This is a genomic window from Pseudarthrobacter phenanthrenivorans (assembly GCF_000813845.1).
In the GTDB taxonomy this organism is placed as follows: domain Bacteria; phylum Actinomycetota; class Actinomycetes; order Actinomycetales; family Micrococcaceae; genus Arthrobacter; species Arthrobacter phenanthrenivorans_B.
This window is the reverse complement of the sequence record NZ_JWTB01000039.1, coordinates 72069-87047: the sequence shown is the minus strand read 5'-3', so window position 1 is coordinate 87047 and position 14979 is coordinate 72069. Positions and strand designations below refer to the sequence as shown.

12 protein-coding genes are annotated in these 14979 nt (G+C 67.0%); 9 read left to right on the top strand and 3 right to left on the bottom strand.

The genetic code is table 11. The features are described from left to right. Together RM50_RS18050 and RM50_RS18045 are read right to left on the bottom strand one after the other, a co-directional pair. A partial coding sequence (locus RM50_RS18050; protein WP_240472002.1) for an Ig-like domain-containing protein occupies positions 1–1497 on the bottom strand: 1497 nt, incomplete at its 3' end. 595 nt (positions 1498–2092) lie between these two features. Beyond that, positions 2093–3694, bottom strand: a complete 1602-nt coding sequence (locus RM50_RS18045) for a PucR family transcriptional regulator (RefSeq protein WP_043455518.1) — start codon at positions 3692–3694, stop codon at positions 2093–2095. Between the two features lie 106 nt (positions 3695–3800). Here RM50_RS18045 and RM50_RS18040 point away from each other — a divergent pair, with 106 nt between their 5' ends. From RM50_RS18040 to RM50_RS18030, 3 genes are all read left to right on the top strand, one after another. Beyond that, a complete protein-coding gene (locus tag RM50_RS18040) occupies positions 3801–5348 on the top strand; it encodes a purine-cytosine permease family protein (RefSeq protein ID WP_043455514.1) in 1548 nt (515 codons plus the stop codon). Between the two features lie 61 nt (positions 5349–5409). Next, positions 5410–6357, top strand: coding sequence for a polysaccharide deacetylase family protein (locus tag RM50_RS18035; protein ID WP_043455512.1), 948 nt, complete (start codon positions 5410–5412; stop codon positions 6355–6357). A gap of 43 nt (positions 6358–6400) precedes the next feature. Further along, positions 6401–7636, top strand: a complete 1236-nt coding sequence (locus tag RM50_RS18030) for an amidohydrolase (RefSeq protein ID WP_043455510.1) — start codon at positions 6401–6403, stop codon at positions 7634–7636. Here the strand turns inward: RM50_RS18030 and RM50_RS18025 are convergent. After that, positions 7633–8469, bottom strand: coding sequence for a helix-turn-helix transcriptional regulator (locus RM50_RS18025; RefSeq protein ID WP_043455508.1), 837 nt, complete (start codon positions 8467–8469; stop codon positions 7633–7635). The two genes, RM50_RS18030 and RM50_RS18025, sit on opposite strands and share 4 nt — an antisense overlap. An 85-nt stretch (positions 8470–8554) precedes the next feature. Between RM50_RS18025 and ilvD the strand changes: the two genes are divergently transcribed. The 6 genes from ilvD (at position 8555) to RM50_RS17995 (ending at position 14920) form a co-directional block, all read left to right on the top strand. Then, complete coding sequence (gene ilvD, locus RM50_RS18020) at positions 8555–10414, top strand: dihydroxy-acid dehydratase (RefSeq protein WP_043455506.1); 1860 nt, start codon at positions 8555–8557, stop codon at positions 10412–10414. Positions 10415–10517: 103 nt separating this feature from the next. After that, positions 10518–11285, top strand: a complete 768-nt coding sequence (locus RM50_RS18015) for a hypothetical protein (RefSeq protein ID WP_240472000.1) — start codon at positions 10518–10520, stop codon at positions 11283–11285. 140 nt (positions 11286–11425) lie between these two features. Next, complete coding sequence (locus RM50_RS18010; protein WP_043455504.1) at positions 11426–12244, top strand: oxygenase MpaB family protein; 819 nt, start codon at positions 11426–11428, stop codon at positions 12242–12244. After that, complete coding sequence (locus RM50_RS18005; protein WP_043455503.1) at positions 12237–13154, top strand: DUF817 domain-containing protein; 918 nt, start codon at positions 12237–12239, stop codon at positions 13152–13154. The genes RM50_RS18010 and RM50_RS18005 overlap by 8 nt, the downstream gene beginning before the upstream one ends. Positions 13155–13225: 71 nt before the next feature. Then, positions 13226–14449 (top strand): MFS transporter, encoded by a 1224-nt coding sequence (locus tag RM50_RS18000; protein ID WP_043455548.1) that lies wholly within the window; start codon positions 13226–13228, stop codon positions 14447–14449. A 75-nt stretch (positions 14450–14524) separates the two neighbouring features. Next, on the top strand, positions 14525–14920 hold the full coding sequence (locus tag RM50_RS17995) for a (R)-mandelonitrile lyase (protein ID WP_043455501.1): 396 nt from the start codon (positions 14525–14527) through the stop codon (positions 14918–14920). Positions 14921–14979 lie beyond the last annotated feature (59 nt).

Genomic DNA, 14979 nt, shown 5'->3' with positions numbered 1-14979 from the left:
CCACAGGCTCCGGATTGCGCCCATTGACACGTGAGCGCCGGAAGCCGGCGAGTAGAGGATGCATCCGCGTTCAAAACACTGGTACCCGCCGTTGTCCCTGAGGCCGTAGACCTCCGGAGTGGTTGCCGCTCCCAGCGCGCCGTTCAGCGACGCCGCCTTCACGGCAATCGGAGTCTGCGCGGGCGCGGTACCGGCAGTGGTGAAGGTCCAGGTCTTGTCCGCGGCCAGGGCGTTACCGGCAACATCCTTCACGCCGCTGCTGCCGCCCTTGAGGGTCGCCGTGTACTTCGTCCCCGCCACCAGGTCTGCAGCAGGGTCCAGAGTTGCAACCTTTCCCGTGGCGCCATATGTCACCGTCCCCGTCACGGCCGCCGGTCCGCCGGTGAGCGTAAACGTGCCCGACGTGATCGTGGAGGGGTCCATGGCCTCCGAGAAGGTTCCCGTCACATTGGCCGTCACGGCAACTCCGGTGGCACCCGAAGCCGGCGAGGTGGCGGTCACCGTCGGGGCAGTGGTGTCAGAGCCTCCACCGCCGCCGGTGGGATCGAAATAGTGCCAGTACTGCTTGGTGGCGTTGACGTCCGCGAGCACGAGCAGGCCGCTGTTCGCCGTGCCGCCCGCGGAACTGTTGACGTTCTGCTTCGTGGAGGTCACATTGTGCACAAACTGGTCGGCATCCACGATGCGCGCCGTCTTGGTGGTGGTGAAGTTGATGTTGTCCAGCGGCGTGGACTTCTCGTAGATTGCGCCGCCGGAGGTGGTGCAGACACCGGCGTCCGTCGTGCCGGATGGCTTCGGATACGTAGCGAAGGTCCGCAGCCTTTGGGTGCTCTCGTCAATCATGACGATCACGCGGTTGGGGCACTCGGCAACAGTCGCTATCGTGTGCGCGGACCAGCTGGTGCCGCTCAGGGCCAGCAGCTGGATCAGCGGCTGGGACGAGGAGGTGTATGAGGTCTTGATGGCTGCAAACACCCGGCCGCCCGAGGAATCCAGCCACTTCAGGTTCATGTGGTCATCGCTGCTTCGCTGTCCGGACACTGCCGCCACGGGGGTGCTCCACGTGGCGGCAGATGCACCATCGACGTGGTAGCTCCAGTACATGCCGTCGGTGGAGTCACCCACCTGCCGGCTCCACATCACACCGATCTTGCCGTCGAAGGCAATCACGGCCGACGTATCGTCCACGGACACATTGGTCATCGATCCCGAAAGCTGGAACGGGGTGCCCCAGGTCTTGCCGTCGGTGGCGGTCACGTTCACGTAGATCCTGTTGTCCTGCTGCCAGCTGGACCAGACCCTGCCCGTGGAGTCCTTGTCGATGGTCAGGACTTCGATCTTGGAGTTATTGATTTGGCTGGAACCCAGCAGCGTGTACTTCTTCGCACTGGAGTCGTAGCTGTAGCGGCGCATTGTGGTGGGGAAGCCGGGCTCGGCAGGCAGTCCGTCGTCAACGAACTTGTAGCTTGCGACATACAGCGTCTTCCCGTCCCACAAAACATCATGATGGGTGTTGGGACGCGGATCTGTTGTGACCCCCGTGTCCGCCCAGGAACTCGTTCCCGCATTGAATTTAAAAATGTGGAAATTGGATGTTGCGGAATTCCACAGATTTCCCCACCAGGACCCGTCGTTAAACCACAAGGAACTTGTGGCCCGCTTGGTACCTGTGGGAGTCTCCGTGCCCGTATGAAAAGGACCTGCAACGCCAACATCGCCGGTGGCAGCCGATGCCGGAATAGGCGCCACGAGTGCAGCCAGGACAACCAGCAGCGCCGTCAGGATTCCGGGAATCCGCAGGTCAGGCCATGGGCGCGGACGGGTGCCGGGCGGGCCTTCAGTGCGCTGTGAGGGTAAAGGCAGGGAAAATCCGGCGCTATTAGTACGCCTGCGCCGGTGGAAAAACGGAATATTGATCAATTTGGCTCCCGGAAGTTAAATGCCACCGCTAAATCCCAGTTCGATCAGTGTTGTTGCTCGAGGCATCTAAAACAATCCCGGGCTGCCCCTAATTGTTGCCCCTATGGCTCGGCATAAATCCACGCGAATTCACCGAATGCCGGCACAGCTGTGTGGCGCAGCCACCCACAGGTCAGGGCAGGCCGGCCATCCGGGCCGCAAGGTGCAGTGCCGCCAGCCGTCCCGTGCCGCGCGGATCACCCCCACAGAGCTCGAAAATCCGCTGCAGCCGGTGGTGCATGGACTGCCGCTCCAAGTGCAGTTCCCGGGCCGACTGCGCTGTGTTGCAACCGGAGTCCAGCCACACCTGAAGGGTCTCCAGCAGCTGGGACTGCCGCTGGGCATCATGCTCCAGGACTGCCCTGAGCTGTCGGTTGACGAACGCCTCCCGCGCCGTGGCATCAAGGCAGGTCAGGGAGAGGCTTTCGACGGCCGCGTCCTCCGCATCCACCACCACCAGGCCGCGCGCCGGGAACCTCCTTCGCGCCGACGCGTTCCGGCGCCGGATCTGGCGCACCTCCAGTGCACGCCGTGCCTCCGCCAGCGACCACGCAGCCTCGGCCACACCGCCGGCAAGGGGGCCCACGGCGATCACGGCATCGTGGTCACCTTCCAGGCTCCGGAGCGATTCCATCAGCTGGCGCCGTTCGCCCAGGGTGTCGTTGCAGGACAGTCCGATCATGACCACCAGCTCGGCATCGTCCAGGTACGCGGCGCAGGGTATGCGCCGTGTGCCCAGGAAGGTTTCGACGGCGCCCCGCAGCTCCTGCGGGGAAGCTGCATGGATTGCCGCCACCACTGCGGGGGAATCAGTGGGAAAGCCGGCCCCCGGTGCCAGTTGCTCAAGGCGCCACTCCGGGGACGAGTTCAGCACCGCGCGCATCAGTTCCGCGCCGGCCAGGGCATGCAGGCCGGGCGGGGTGTGCTGCAGCAGCGCCAGGCCCAGGATGTCCTCAGCGCGTTCTCCTGCCACTTGTGCCAGCGCGACGTCCGCCGCCTGCGGCACCCGCACCTCGAGCCGGCCCATGAGGACCCCGCGTACGGGGATGTCCACGGTGAGCACCGTTCCGCCTGCCACGGGGTAAAAGCCGCCGTGCCCACGTGGCCCATTGCCGTCGTCGTCCGCTGTTCCTTCTCCGGCCTCCGCGTCCACCCCATTGCTCCAGCCCTCCGGCGCCGCGCTGCCCATGGTCACGCCCCACGGGGAGGTGAGCTTTACGGCGGACCTGGTGATGCCGGCCAGCACTCCCAGGATCTTGTCCAGCGAGGCCCCGTGGGCCAGCTCCGCTGCCATGGCGCGGGTGGCCGCGTCCGCCTGCTGCAGGTGGCCCACGGACTCGCTGACCAGCATGGAGTTGATGGCCTGCATGACGCCCACAAATGGAACCACCTTGCGCAGTTCCACGATTGGAAGACCGAATTCCTCAGCGGTGCGAAGCATGTCTTCAGGGATCGCTGGCAGGGCGCCGCCGGTTTCAACGGCCAGCGCAGCTATGCCCTTTTGGGCGAGTTCGCGGACGTAGTCTTTTCGTCGGCCGGGCGTGGCGGTGGCAAGGGTGATGCCGCCGCAGAGCAGCAGTTCACCGCCGCGAAGCAGGGGCGCGATGTCCAGGACCTCGCTGGAGTGCACCCAGCGGACCGGCTGTGCATCCGCCACCACCCCTTGTGGATGGACCAGGGGGTCGGCGGCTGCGAGGGCGGGATGGGCGAGTATTTCGCCGAGAAACACTGACACGACGTTCCGTAACGTTATAGGGGAATCTGTTCGACAGATTGTATCTTGTTGCTTGTGATGGGGGCCACATAGCCTTTTGGTACTTATTCACCTCACGGAGGCCCCCATGCAAGAAAAGCTTTCAACAGCCACGCACGGCCAACCCGGCCAGGCCGCGCAGGACCACAGCGTTGTGGACCATGAAGCCTGGCTGCAGCCCATTCCCGAATCAGCACGAACACGCAAGGTATCCGGCCAGTTCTGGATCTGGGCGGGCGCCAACCTGGCGCCCATCAACTGGGTGCTGGGCGCACTCGGTATCCAGTTGGGACTCGGACTGGCGGACACCATCACCGTCCTGGTGCTGGGCAACCTGATCGGCATGCTGCTATTTGGCTGCTTTGTCCTCTTGGGCCAAAAGACCGGTGCCACCGGCATGGTGCTGGCCCGGGCAGCGTTCGGCCGCCGCGGCAACTACCTGCCGGCCGCCATCCAGGCCCTCCTGGTCATCGGCTGGTGCGCGGTAAACACGTGGATCATCCTGGACCTGGTCATGGCACTCTTCGGAACCCTTGGCTGGGTGGACCCGGAAGCCCCCAACTACGCCTGGAAGATCGGCGTCGCCACCTTCATCATGGCCCTCCAGGTTGCCATCGCCTGGTTCGGCTACAAGGCCATCGCGGCCTTCGAGAAATGGACGGTACCGCCCACCATCCTCATCCTGGCCGTCATGTCCGCCGTCGCCTGGTTCGGCATGGACATCGACTGGGGCTACGCCGGACCCGCCGGCGCCATCCTTGAGGGCTCGGAGCGGATCGCCGCCATGAGCGCTGTGATGACCGCCATCGGCATCGGCTGGGGCATCACCTGGTTCACGTATGCCGCGGACTACTCCCGCTTTGTCAGCACCAGCGTTCCCAAGAAGAAGGTCTACCTCGCTTCGGTGCTGGGCCAGTTCATCCCCGTAGTGTGGCTCGGTGTCCTGGGCGCCAGTCTGGCCACCAACAGCGGCGAGATCGATCCCGGCAAGCTGATCGTCCTCAACTTCGGCGCCATGGCCCTGCCGGTGCTGCTCATGGTGCTCCACGGCCCCATCGCCACCAACATCCTGAACATCTACACCTTCTCCGTGGCCACCCAGGCACTGGACATCTCCATCAGCCGCCGCAAGCTCAACCTGTTCGTCGGCGTCTTCTCGCTGGCCGCCGTCGTCTTCTTCATCTTCCAGGAGGACTTCGCCGCGGTCCTCGACGCCTGGCTGATCGGCCTGGTGGCCTGGGTGGCTGCCTGGGGCGGAATCATGCTGGTCCACTACTTCTGGCTGGACAAGCGCTGGCCGGGAGAGCCAGGGCGCCTGTTCGACGCCGTAGGCACCAAGCGGCTGCCAGGCGTCAACTGGGCCGGCGTCATCTCCCTCGTGGCCGGCATCTTCGCCACCTGGCTGTTCATGTACGGGCTGATCCCCATCATGCAGGGCCCCATCGCCGTGGCCCTGGGCGGCTGGGACCTGTCCTGGCTGGCCGGAGGCCTCACCAGCGCCGCCGTTTACGCCATCCTTGGCCCGCGGCAGCACATCCGCTACCTCGCGCTGAAGCCCGCCGCCGGGCTCCAGGCGGGCACCGCTCCCGGTGACGGGGCCACAACGGACAGCACGCCGGCCCTTCCCGCCCGCTAAGCGGCGCAACCCCTCTTCCCGAGACCAGGCGGGCGCACTGCGCCCGCCGAAAGGACTTCCCGTGAACCAGCCCGCCATCGCGGACCCGCTGCACCCCATCGTCTGGCCCGACTGCGCCAAAGCAGCCGCCTCCTTCACCTTCGACGTGGACGCCGAGTCCTGCACCATCGCCCATGATCCCACCAGCACCCGGCGCATGTCGCTGATGACCCACCAGTCCTACGGCCCCAAAATCGCCGTCCCCAGGCTCCTCGGGATCCTGGCCCGCCAGGACATCCAGGCCACCTTCTTCATCCCCGGCTTCACCGCCGAGTCCTACCCGGACGTCGTCCGGCAGATCGTTGACGGCGGCCACGAGGTGGCACACCACGGCTACCTCCACGAACCCATGCAGGGCATCGACGCCGCCACCGAGGCCAGCTACATCGACCGCGGACTGGAGGCCCTGGCCACGGTTGCCGGCGTCCGGCCGGTGGGGTACCGGGCGCCCTGGTGGGAGCTGAACTGGCACTCGCCGGCCCTGCTGGCGGACCGCGGCTTCCTCTACGATTCCAGCCTGCTCGACGGCGATGCCCCCTACCGCTTCGCCGTCGCCGCGGATGATCCCCGGGACATCGTGGAGATTCCCGTGGACTGGACCCTTGACGACTGGGAGCAGTACGCGTTCTACCCCGGTGTGACCGGCAGCGGCGTGATCGAAAGCCCGGCCAAGGTCCTCGAGATGTGGACGCTGGAGGCCCAGGCCCACCACTCCCAGGGCAGCTGCTTCGTGCTGACCAACCACCCCTTCATCTCCGGCCGGCCATCCAAGGCCGTGGCGCTGGAACAGCTCATCGAGCGGGTGAAGGCGATGGATGGCATGTGGGTCACCACCATGGAACAGATTGCCCGGCACACTAAGGCCACGGTCACCGAGGTCCACACCCACGCGCGGATCGAGGTGCCGGTATTCCCGGGCGCGGGTGCCCGGTTCAAGCCGGCCGTGGTGCGGCAGGGGGTGCTGGCCTAAAGTGACCCCAAGGGCCGGCGCCACCGGCCGGGAGGAGCCTTCGATGGATTTTGCGAACAGCGCTGCGGACGGGATCGAGCAGGAGCTGGCCTGGCAGGTCCCGCTCTACGAACAGCTCCACCGGAACCCGGAGCTGGGCCTGGCCGAACACCAAACCTCCGCGGCTGTTGCGGCGAAGCTGGCGGCCTGGGGTTTCGACGTCCGGCACTTTGGTGGCACCGGCGTGGTGGGCGTCCTGGCCAACGGACCCGGCCCGGGTGTCCTGGCCCGGGCCGACATGGACGCCCTCCCGGTCACCGAGGCAACCGGGGCAAGCTACGCCTCCGCCGTCCCCGGGGTGATGCACGCGTGTGCCCACGACATGCACGTGGTGGCCCTGCTCGGCGCGGCAAAGTACCTGGCAGACCACCGGGATGCCTGGCGGGGAACCTACACCGCCCTGTTCCAGCCGGCAGAGGAGACAGCGGCAGGCTCGCAGGCAATGCTCGACGACGGCCTGGCCGGCGGAATCCCGCAGCCGGACGTCGCACTGGCCCAGCACGTCATGCCCACCGAGGCGGGAACCGTCGGCACCACGCCGGGCCCGGTGCTCTCGGCCGGCGACTCTGTACGGATTACCGTCCACGGCCGCGGCGCCCACGGCTCCATGCCGCACAAGTCCGTGGATCCGGTGGTGCTCGCCGCATCCATCGTCCTCCGCCTGCAGACTGTGGTGTCCCGCGAAACGGTTCCAGGGGAGTTCGCAGTGCTGACTGTTGGCTCGGTGAGCGCCGGAGCCACGGCCAACATCATCCCGGACCGGGCGGAGCTGCTGCTCAACCTCCGCACGTACGACCTTGCCGTCCGGGCCGCCATGGTGGCCGCCATCGAGCGGATCGTGCGGGGCGAGTGCGCAGCCGCCGGCTCGCCGCATGAACCGGAATTCGAGTATTACGACCAGTACCCGCTGACCAGCAACGATGCGGAGGCCAACGCCCGGGTCACTGCAGCCTTTACCAGGACCTTCGGCGCGGACGCTGTCTACCGCACCGCCCCGCAGACGGCGTCAGAGGACTTCAGCCGCATCCCTGACGCGTTCGGCATCCCGTACGTGTACTGGGTGGTTGGCTCCGTGCCCCCGGAAACCTATCGGCGGGCCGTGGCGAACGGCACCGTGGACGCCGACATCCCCGCCAACCACTCGCCGTCGTTCCTGCCCGCCGTCGACCCCACCCTCCGCGTGGCCACCCGGGCCCAGGCAGCCGCCGCGCTCGCCTACCTCGGTGTGGACGAAGCCTAGCCGGCCACGGACAGCAGGGACTCCATCTGCGCTGCGGCGTCGCTGCCCGGGGCCGGGGTGTACACCACGATGTGCAGGTCAGGCCGGTCCGACGGGGACACCTGGTGGTGTTCCAGCTGGAGCACCCCGACCGCCGGATGGTGGAAGAGGCGCTCGCGGGACTCAAAACCCAGGATGTCGTACAGGTCCCAGCCCTGCCGGAACTCCGGGCTTGCTTCCTTCAGCCGTTCCATCTGGTACTGGATGTCCGGATCGCCCAGCCGCTGCCCGGTCTCGGCCCGGAACTCTGCAAGGAACCGCTTGCTGGTGGTCTCCCAGTCCGGCAGCAGGTTCCGGACGTAGGGGTCGGTGAACACGAGCCACAGCAGGTTCCGGTCCGCCGCCGGCACCGTGGCGATGTTGGGGTACAGCGCCGCGTAGGCCCTGTTCCACCCGGCCACGCCCCAGTCCGGAAACAGGGCGAAGGACGGGTTGGGGTCCAGGGCATCCAGCAGGCGCTGGATGTGGGGCGGGGCGGTATCGGCTGCCGGCCCGGCGGGAGCTGCGGAGGCATACCCGCCCAGGGACAGGACGTAGCCCAGGCCGGTGCTCGACAAATGCAACGCACGGCTGATGGCCTCCAGGACCTGCCGGGACGGGCTGATGTCCCGGCCCTGCTCCAGCCAGGTGTACCAGGTGACGCTGACGCCGGAAAGGAATGCCACCTCCTCGCGGCGGAGCCCACGCTCACGGCTGCGGCCGACGGGCGGCAGGCCGTAGTCGGCGCGCAGCGCCTGGTCGCGCCGGGCCCTCAGGAAGAGGCCAAGTTCTTTTCGCCGCCCGGGATCACTCACCGGAAAATACTATTACTCTGGTACTCCCACTACTAGTAGCAGCGCTGTCTTCCGTCCGCGTCGCCCAGGCAAGAAGATGGTAAGCATGCCTGCACTCCGCTCTAAAACAGTCACCCATGGCCGCAACATGGCCGGCGCCCGCGCACTGCTGCGCGCTTCCGGCGTCGCCAACTCGGACATCGGCAAGCCGATCATCGCCGTCGCCAACTCCTTCACCGAATTCGTCCCGGGCCACACCCACCTTGCCCCGGTGGGCCGGATCGTGTCCGACGCGATCCTTGCCGCGGGCGCGGTGCCGCGCGAGTTCAACACCATCGCCGTGGATGACGGCATCGCCATGGGCCACAGCGGCATGCTCTACTCGCTGCCGTCCCGCGACCTGATCGCCGACTCCGTTGAGTACATGGTGAACGCGCACTGTGCCGATGCCCTGGTCTGCATTTCCAACTGCGACAAGATCACCCCCGGCATGCTCATGGCAGCCCTGCGCCTGAACATCCCCGTAGTCTTCGTCTCCGGCGGCCCCATGGAAGCCGGCCGCGTGACCCTGACCGACGGCTCCGTCCGCTCCCTGGACCTGGTCAACGCGATTGCCGACGCCGTGGATGAGTCCATCTCCGATGCGGACATCAACCTCATCGAAGAGAACGCCTGCCCCACCTGCGGTTCCTGCTCCGGCATGTTCACCGCCAACTCCATGAACTGCCTCACCGAGGCCATCGGCCTGTCCCTGCCGGGCAACGGCTCCGTGCTCGCCACTCACACCGCCCGCAAGGCGCTGTACGAAAAGGCCGGCGCCACCGTCGTCGAGCTGGTGAAGCGCTATTACGACGGCGACGACGAGTCGGTGCTGCCGCGCTCCATCGCCACGGCGAAGGCTTTCGACAATGCCATGGCACTGGACATCTCCATGGGCGGCTCCACCAACACCATCCTGCACTTGCTCGCCGCTGCCCAGGAGGCGGGCGTGGACTACGGCCTGGCAGAGATGGACGCCAAGTCCCGCCAGGTGCCCTGCCTGGCCAAGGTGGCCCCGAACGTGGCCAAGGACAAGACCTACTACATGGAGGATGTGCACCGTGCCGGCGGCATCCCCGCCCTGCTGGGCGAGCTGAACCGCGGCGGCCTCCTGCACAAGGATGTCCACTCGGTGCACTCCGCCGACCTGGACGGCTGGCTGGACGACTGGGACATCCGGGGCGGCAAGGCCACTGAGGAAGCACAGGCCCTGTGGCACGCTGCCCCCGGCGGCGTCCGCTCCTCCACCGCGTTCTCCCAGTCGAACGAGTGGACCTCCCTGGACACCGATGCCGCGGAAGGGTGCATCCGGTCCGTAGAGCATGCCTACTCCAAGGACGGCGGCCTGGCCGTGCTCCGCGGCAACATTGCCGTCGACGGCGCGGTCGTGAAGACCGCCGGTGTGGACGAGTCCATCTGGACCTTCTCGGGCCCCGCCGTGGTGTGCGAGTCCCAGGACGAAGCGGTGGAAAAGATCCTGAACAAGCAGGTCAAGGAGGGCGACGTGGTGGTCATCCGCTACGAGGGCCCCAAAGGCGGTCCGGGCATGCAGGAGATGCTCTACCCGACGTCGTTCCTCAAGGGCCGCGGCCTGGGCAAGAAGTGCGCCCTCATCACTGACGGCCGCTTCTCCGGCGGCACCTCCGGCCTGTCCATCGGGCATATCTCCCCGGAGGCTGCCTCCGGCGGTGCCATCGCCCTGGTGGAGGACGGCGACGTCATCAGCATCAACATCAGCCAGCGCTCCATGCAGCTGGAGGTTTCCGACGAGATCCTGGCCGAACGCCGGGAAAAGCTGCTGGTCAACGGCGGGTACAAGCCGAAGGACCGGGACCGCCAGGTGTCCGCCGCGCTGCGTGCCTACGCCGCCATGGCCACGTCCGCGGACAAGGGTGCCGTCCGGGACGTGTCCCTCCTGGAGCGCTGACCCTGCAGTCCCGGCGGGGGAGGGAACAGGTCCATTGGCCCTCCTCCGCCCGGGCCGGGCGGGCCACACTTGAAGGGTCATCGTCGGACCCGGGGAGTGTGTGGTGCGCAGCTTCTTCAAGGCACGTCCTGGTTGGTCCGTTGCAGTAGTGCTGCTGTCCGCGGCCTTCCTGGCCGGGTGCACCCCGCAGCCGGAAACCGGGCAGCCGGCGCCGTCGTCCCCCGGGACCGCCACGGCACCAATGACCCCCACACCCACCCCGCCGCCGTCGCAGGTTCCGTCGCCGGCGCCGGTGACGGAAGCCGGCAATCCCGCGGCGGCATGGACAACCTTTACGACGGCGGACGGCACCATGGCGTTCGATCTTCCGTCCGCCTGGCGCGTCAAAGACCCGGCGGGGGAACTGGCCGAAGGCGGCGGGGCATTCGCAGAGGTCAGGAACCAGGCCGGGAAAGTGATGGCCACGCTGCGGACCAATATGGCCACCGGCTCCACGTGCACCGAGAGGTACCCATACGACATCCTGGACACCGCGGACATTCCGGTGCTGGTCCAGGACGGCGTGGTGCCGCAGTTCGTCTTCGAAACCCGCAAAAACTCCGCTGCGCGGGGCACCTACCGCACCCCGGCGGCCGGGTACGGGATCACATCCGGCCCCGCCGCAAGCGGTCCCGATGCCTGCCCCATCTTCCAGTTCTTCCGGTGGCCGCCGAACGCGGCGATGTTCGGCGCCTCCTACGACCCGGGAAACAATGCGACGCCCGGCGACCCCTCGCTGCCCTACCTTGACCTGGCGAAGAAGTACCGGGACACGGCGGAGTATGCGGACATCCGAAGGATGATCACCTCGCTGCGGCCGGCAAACCGCTAGCAGGGCAGCGGGTCCGTTGCGCCCGACGTCCACGGACCAGCCCCACGTCAACGGGCCAGCCCCATGTCAACGGGCCAGTCCCATGTCAACGGGCCAAAGGTCCGGTCCCCTCGGTCCGGTGGTGACGGTACCCTGTTTCCATGGTGCAGGACATTTCCGATTACCGGGCGGAAGGCATCCTGCTTGCGGGGGCAGGGCGTGCCATTTTGCTGCAGCTTGCCAATCCCGCCATTGGCCGGGGCGTTGCCGACCACAGCACATTCACTGAGCGGCCCGTCAACAGGCTCAAGGGCACCCTGACCTATGTCTACGCGGTCGTCTACGGAAACGAGGCTCAGGTCAATGAGGTCCGCCGCAGGGTCAACCGGGCGCACGTGCCGGTGCACCGCGCGGCAGACAAGGCCTCTGCCGGTTACAGCGCCTTCGACCCGGCACTGCAGCTCTGGGTGGTGGCCACCCTTTACGACACCGCGCTCACGATCATCGAGAAAATCTACGGCCCGCTTGACGACGCCGCCGCGGACGCCATGTACCAGGACTACGCGCGGATCGGCACCTCACTGCAGCTTCCCGCGGGCATGTGGCCGAAGGACCGGGCGGCTTTTGAAGGCTACTGGGCAGAGCACCTCCAGGGGCTCCGCGCGGAGTATGCCGGAGTTCGCGTGGCCCGGGGCCTGCTGTTTCCCAAGCACACGGCGCTGTGGTACCGCGCCATCATCCCGCCGGCGAGGTTCCTGACGGCCGGGCTGCTTCCGGAGCCCTTGCGCCAGGACTTCGGCCTCCCGTGGAGCGACCGGCACGAGCGCCGCTTCAACCGCACGTTCCGCATCCTTGCCGCCACCTATCCCAGGCTGCCGCAGGGCATCAGGTACTGGTTCAAGGATTACTGCCTGCGGGAACTCGACAGGGACCTGAAGCGGAACGGCCAGCCAAGCAAGCGTCAGGGGATCAGTGCGTAATTCGACACCAGTGGAGCAACGGATCGATGAACGCGCCCACCGCTTCCTGGCCACGGCGCCTGTCAACGGGGCCAAGGCAAGGCTCACCGAGTTCGTCGTGTTCGGCCTCAAGCAGGGATGGGCCTGCATTTTCGGGGCAGCCCTGCTGGCCGTGCTGATGGCGGCGAGGCTGTGGTACCCGGACAACTCCGGCCTGGCGCGCAACGACTTCCTGACGGTTGCCGCCGTTGCCATCCAAATCCTGATGGTGGCGTTCAAGCTGGAAACCCTGCGGGAACTGCGCGTCATTGTCCTCTTCCACGCGGTGGGAACCGTGATGGAGCTGTTCAAGACGGACATGGGCTCCTGGTCCTACGAAGCGGAAGGCGTGCTGCGGATCGGTGCCGTGCCGCTCTTCAGCGGGTTCATGTACGCCGCAGTGGGCTCGTACATGGTGCGCGTGTACCGGCTGTTCGACCTGAAGTTCGCCGCGTACCCGCGCCGCTGGATCACCGCTGTCCTTGCCGCGGCGATCTACGCCAACTTCTTCACCCACCACTACATCTGGGACCTGCGCTGGGTGCTGCTGGCCGCCGTCGTGATTCTCTACGGCCGCTGTGTGATGCACTTCCGCGTGTTCCGCCGCCGCTTCCGGATGCCGCTGGTGGCTTCTTTCCTGCTGGTGGCGCTGTTCATCTGGCTCGCCGAGAACATTGCCACCTGGTCCGGTGCCTGGCTCTACCCCAGCCAGATGGCCGGCTGGCACCCGGTGGGCCTGGAGAAACTGGTGGCGTGGTTCTTGCTCATGATCATTTCCGTGGTGCTGGTGGCGTGGGTCTACAAGCCACAGCCGCCGGAAACAGGCGGGACGGAGGTCCCGCACCTCCGCCAGGACCAGCCGCCTGCAGCGCTGAAGCAAGGGACGGCATAAAGGGGGGTCTGGCAAAACCCGTTACATCAGGGCCCTCGCTAGGGCTGGAGGCGGCCGGTTGAATGGAAGCCATGGCCCCCGAAACCTCCGTCATCAAAACCAGCCGGCAACATACAGCCTCCCCCGAACGGCATCCGGCCCACTGGGGCGGCGTGTTCGCGATGTCCCTGTGTGTCTTCGCGCTGATTGCCTCGGAGTTCATGCCGGTCAGCCTGCTCACGCCGATGGCCACCGAACTCCAGGTCTCCGAGGGAATGATCGGGCAGGGCATCGCGGTCTCCGGTGTCTTCGCCGTGCTGACCAGCCTGTCCGTCTCCACCCTGGCCGGCAGCATGAACCGCAGGACACTCCTGTTGGGCCTGACGGCACTGATGGCGGTCTCGGGGGCATTGGTGGCAACCGCCCCCGGATACCTGCTGTTCATGGTGGGCCGTGCCCTTATCGGCGTGGTCATCGGCGGGTTCTGGTCCATGTCGGCAGCCACCGCCATGCGGCTGGTGCCCGCGCACCAGGTGCCGCGCGCCCTGGCGGTCTTCAACGGCGGCAATGCCCTCGCCACAGTCCTGGCTGCACCGCTGGGAAGCTACCTTGGCTCCGTCATCGGCTGGCGGGGCGCATTCTTTTGCCTGGTGCCCATCGCGGTGCTTGCCTTGGCCTGGCAGTGGATCAGCCTCCCGTCGATGACGGTGGAGAAGCGCACGTCCGGCAACGTCCTCGGGATTTTCGCCGGGCTGAGGAGCCGGCCGGTCGCGTTGGGCATGGCCGCCTGCGGCTCCTTCTTCATGGGCCAGTTCGTCCTGTTCACCTACATCCGCCCGTTCCTAGAGACCGTGACCCGCGTGGACGTCGCAACGGTCTCCCTTGTCCTGCTGGTGATCGGCGCGGCGGGATTTATGGGAACGCTGCTGATTGGCCGGTTCCTCGGAAAGGGCCTTTACCGGACGCTGGCCGCGATTCCGGTGCTGATGGCCGTCATCGCCGCGGCCCTCGTTCCCGCCGGCGGCTGGCTTGCCGGCGTCGTGGTTTTGCTCGGCCTGTGGGGCCTGATGTCCACGGCCGCACCCGTTGGCTGGTGGAGCTGGCTGGCGGAGGCAATGCCCCACGACGCCGAAGCCGGCGGCGGGCTGATGGTGGCGGTGGTCCAGACGTCCATCGCCCTCGGGTCAACGCTCGGTGGGGTTCTGTTCGACTCTTCGGGCTACCAGGCCACGTTCCTGGCCGCCGCAGGCATCCTCTGCATCGCCGCTGTCCTGTCAGTCCTGACCTCCCGGGCCACGCCCCGCGCCGGCACCTAGAGCCCGGCCCCTTAGCCCCGCCACTTGGATCCGCACCACCCAGACCCCTACACCAACCCACACCAGGAGGACATGATGAAGTACACCGAGAGCGGCGGCCAGACAGCAGCCGGACCGCAGGAATGGTTCACCGGAGCGGTGCAGATTGACGGCATCCGCAACCCGGACGGGCAGTCAGCCATCGGCTGCGCGCACGTCCGGTTCGCCCCCGGCGCCCGCACCGCCTGGCACCACCATCCCAAGGGCCAGACCCTCTACGTCACCGACGGAATCGGGCTGGTGGCCCGGCGCGGCGGGGCGGTCCAGGAGATCCGCCCCGGCGACGTTGTCTACATTGAGCCCGGTGAGGAGCACTGGCACGGTGCCACCCCGGACCGCTTCATGGCGCACGTGGCCATGCAGGAGGCCGACGCGGACGGCCAGGTGGTCACCTGGCTGGATCACGTCACCGACGAAGAGTACCGGGCCTGACCTGGCCGAAACAGGAAGAGCGGACGACGGCGGGAGTCCCGCCGCCGTCCGCTCCTTGC

What these genes read in the sequence shown, in the direction of transcription:
- RM50_RS18040 (WP_043455514.1), top strand. Translation starts at nt 3,801, where the DNA reads ATGCAAGAAAAGCTTTCAACAGCCACGCACGGCCAACCCGGCCAGGCC.
- RM50_RS17995 (WP_043455501.1), top strand. Translation starts at nt 14,525, where the DNA reads ATGAAGTACACCGAGAGCGGCGGCCAGACAGCAGCCGGACCGCAGGAA.
- RM50_RS18000 (WP_043455548.1), top strand. Translation starts at nt 13,226, where the DNA reads ATGGCCCCCGAAACCTCCGTCATCAAAACCAGCCGGCAACATACAGCC.
- RM50_RS18030 (WP_043455510.1), top strand. Translation starts at nt 6,401, where the DNA reads ATGGATTTTGCGAACAGCGCTGCGGACGGGATCGAGCAGGAGCTGGCC.
- ilvD (WP_043455506.1), top strand. Translation starts at nt 8,555, where the DNA reads ATGCCTGCACTCCGCTCTAAAACAGTCACCCATGGCCGCAACATGGCC.
- RM50_RS18010 (WP_043455504.1), top strand. Translation starts at nt 11,426, where the DNA reads ATGGTGCAGGACATTTCCGATTACCGGGCGGAAGGCATCCTGCTTGCG.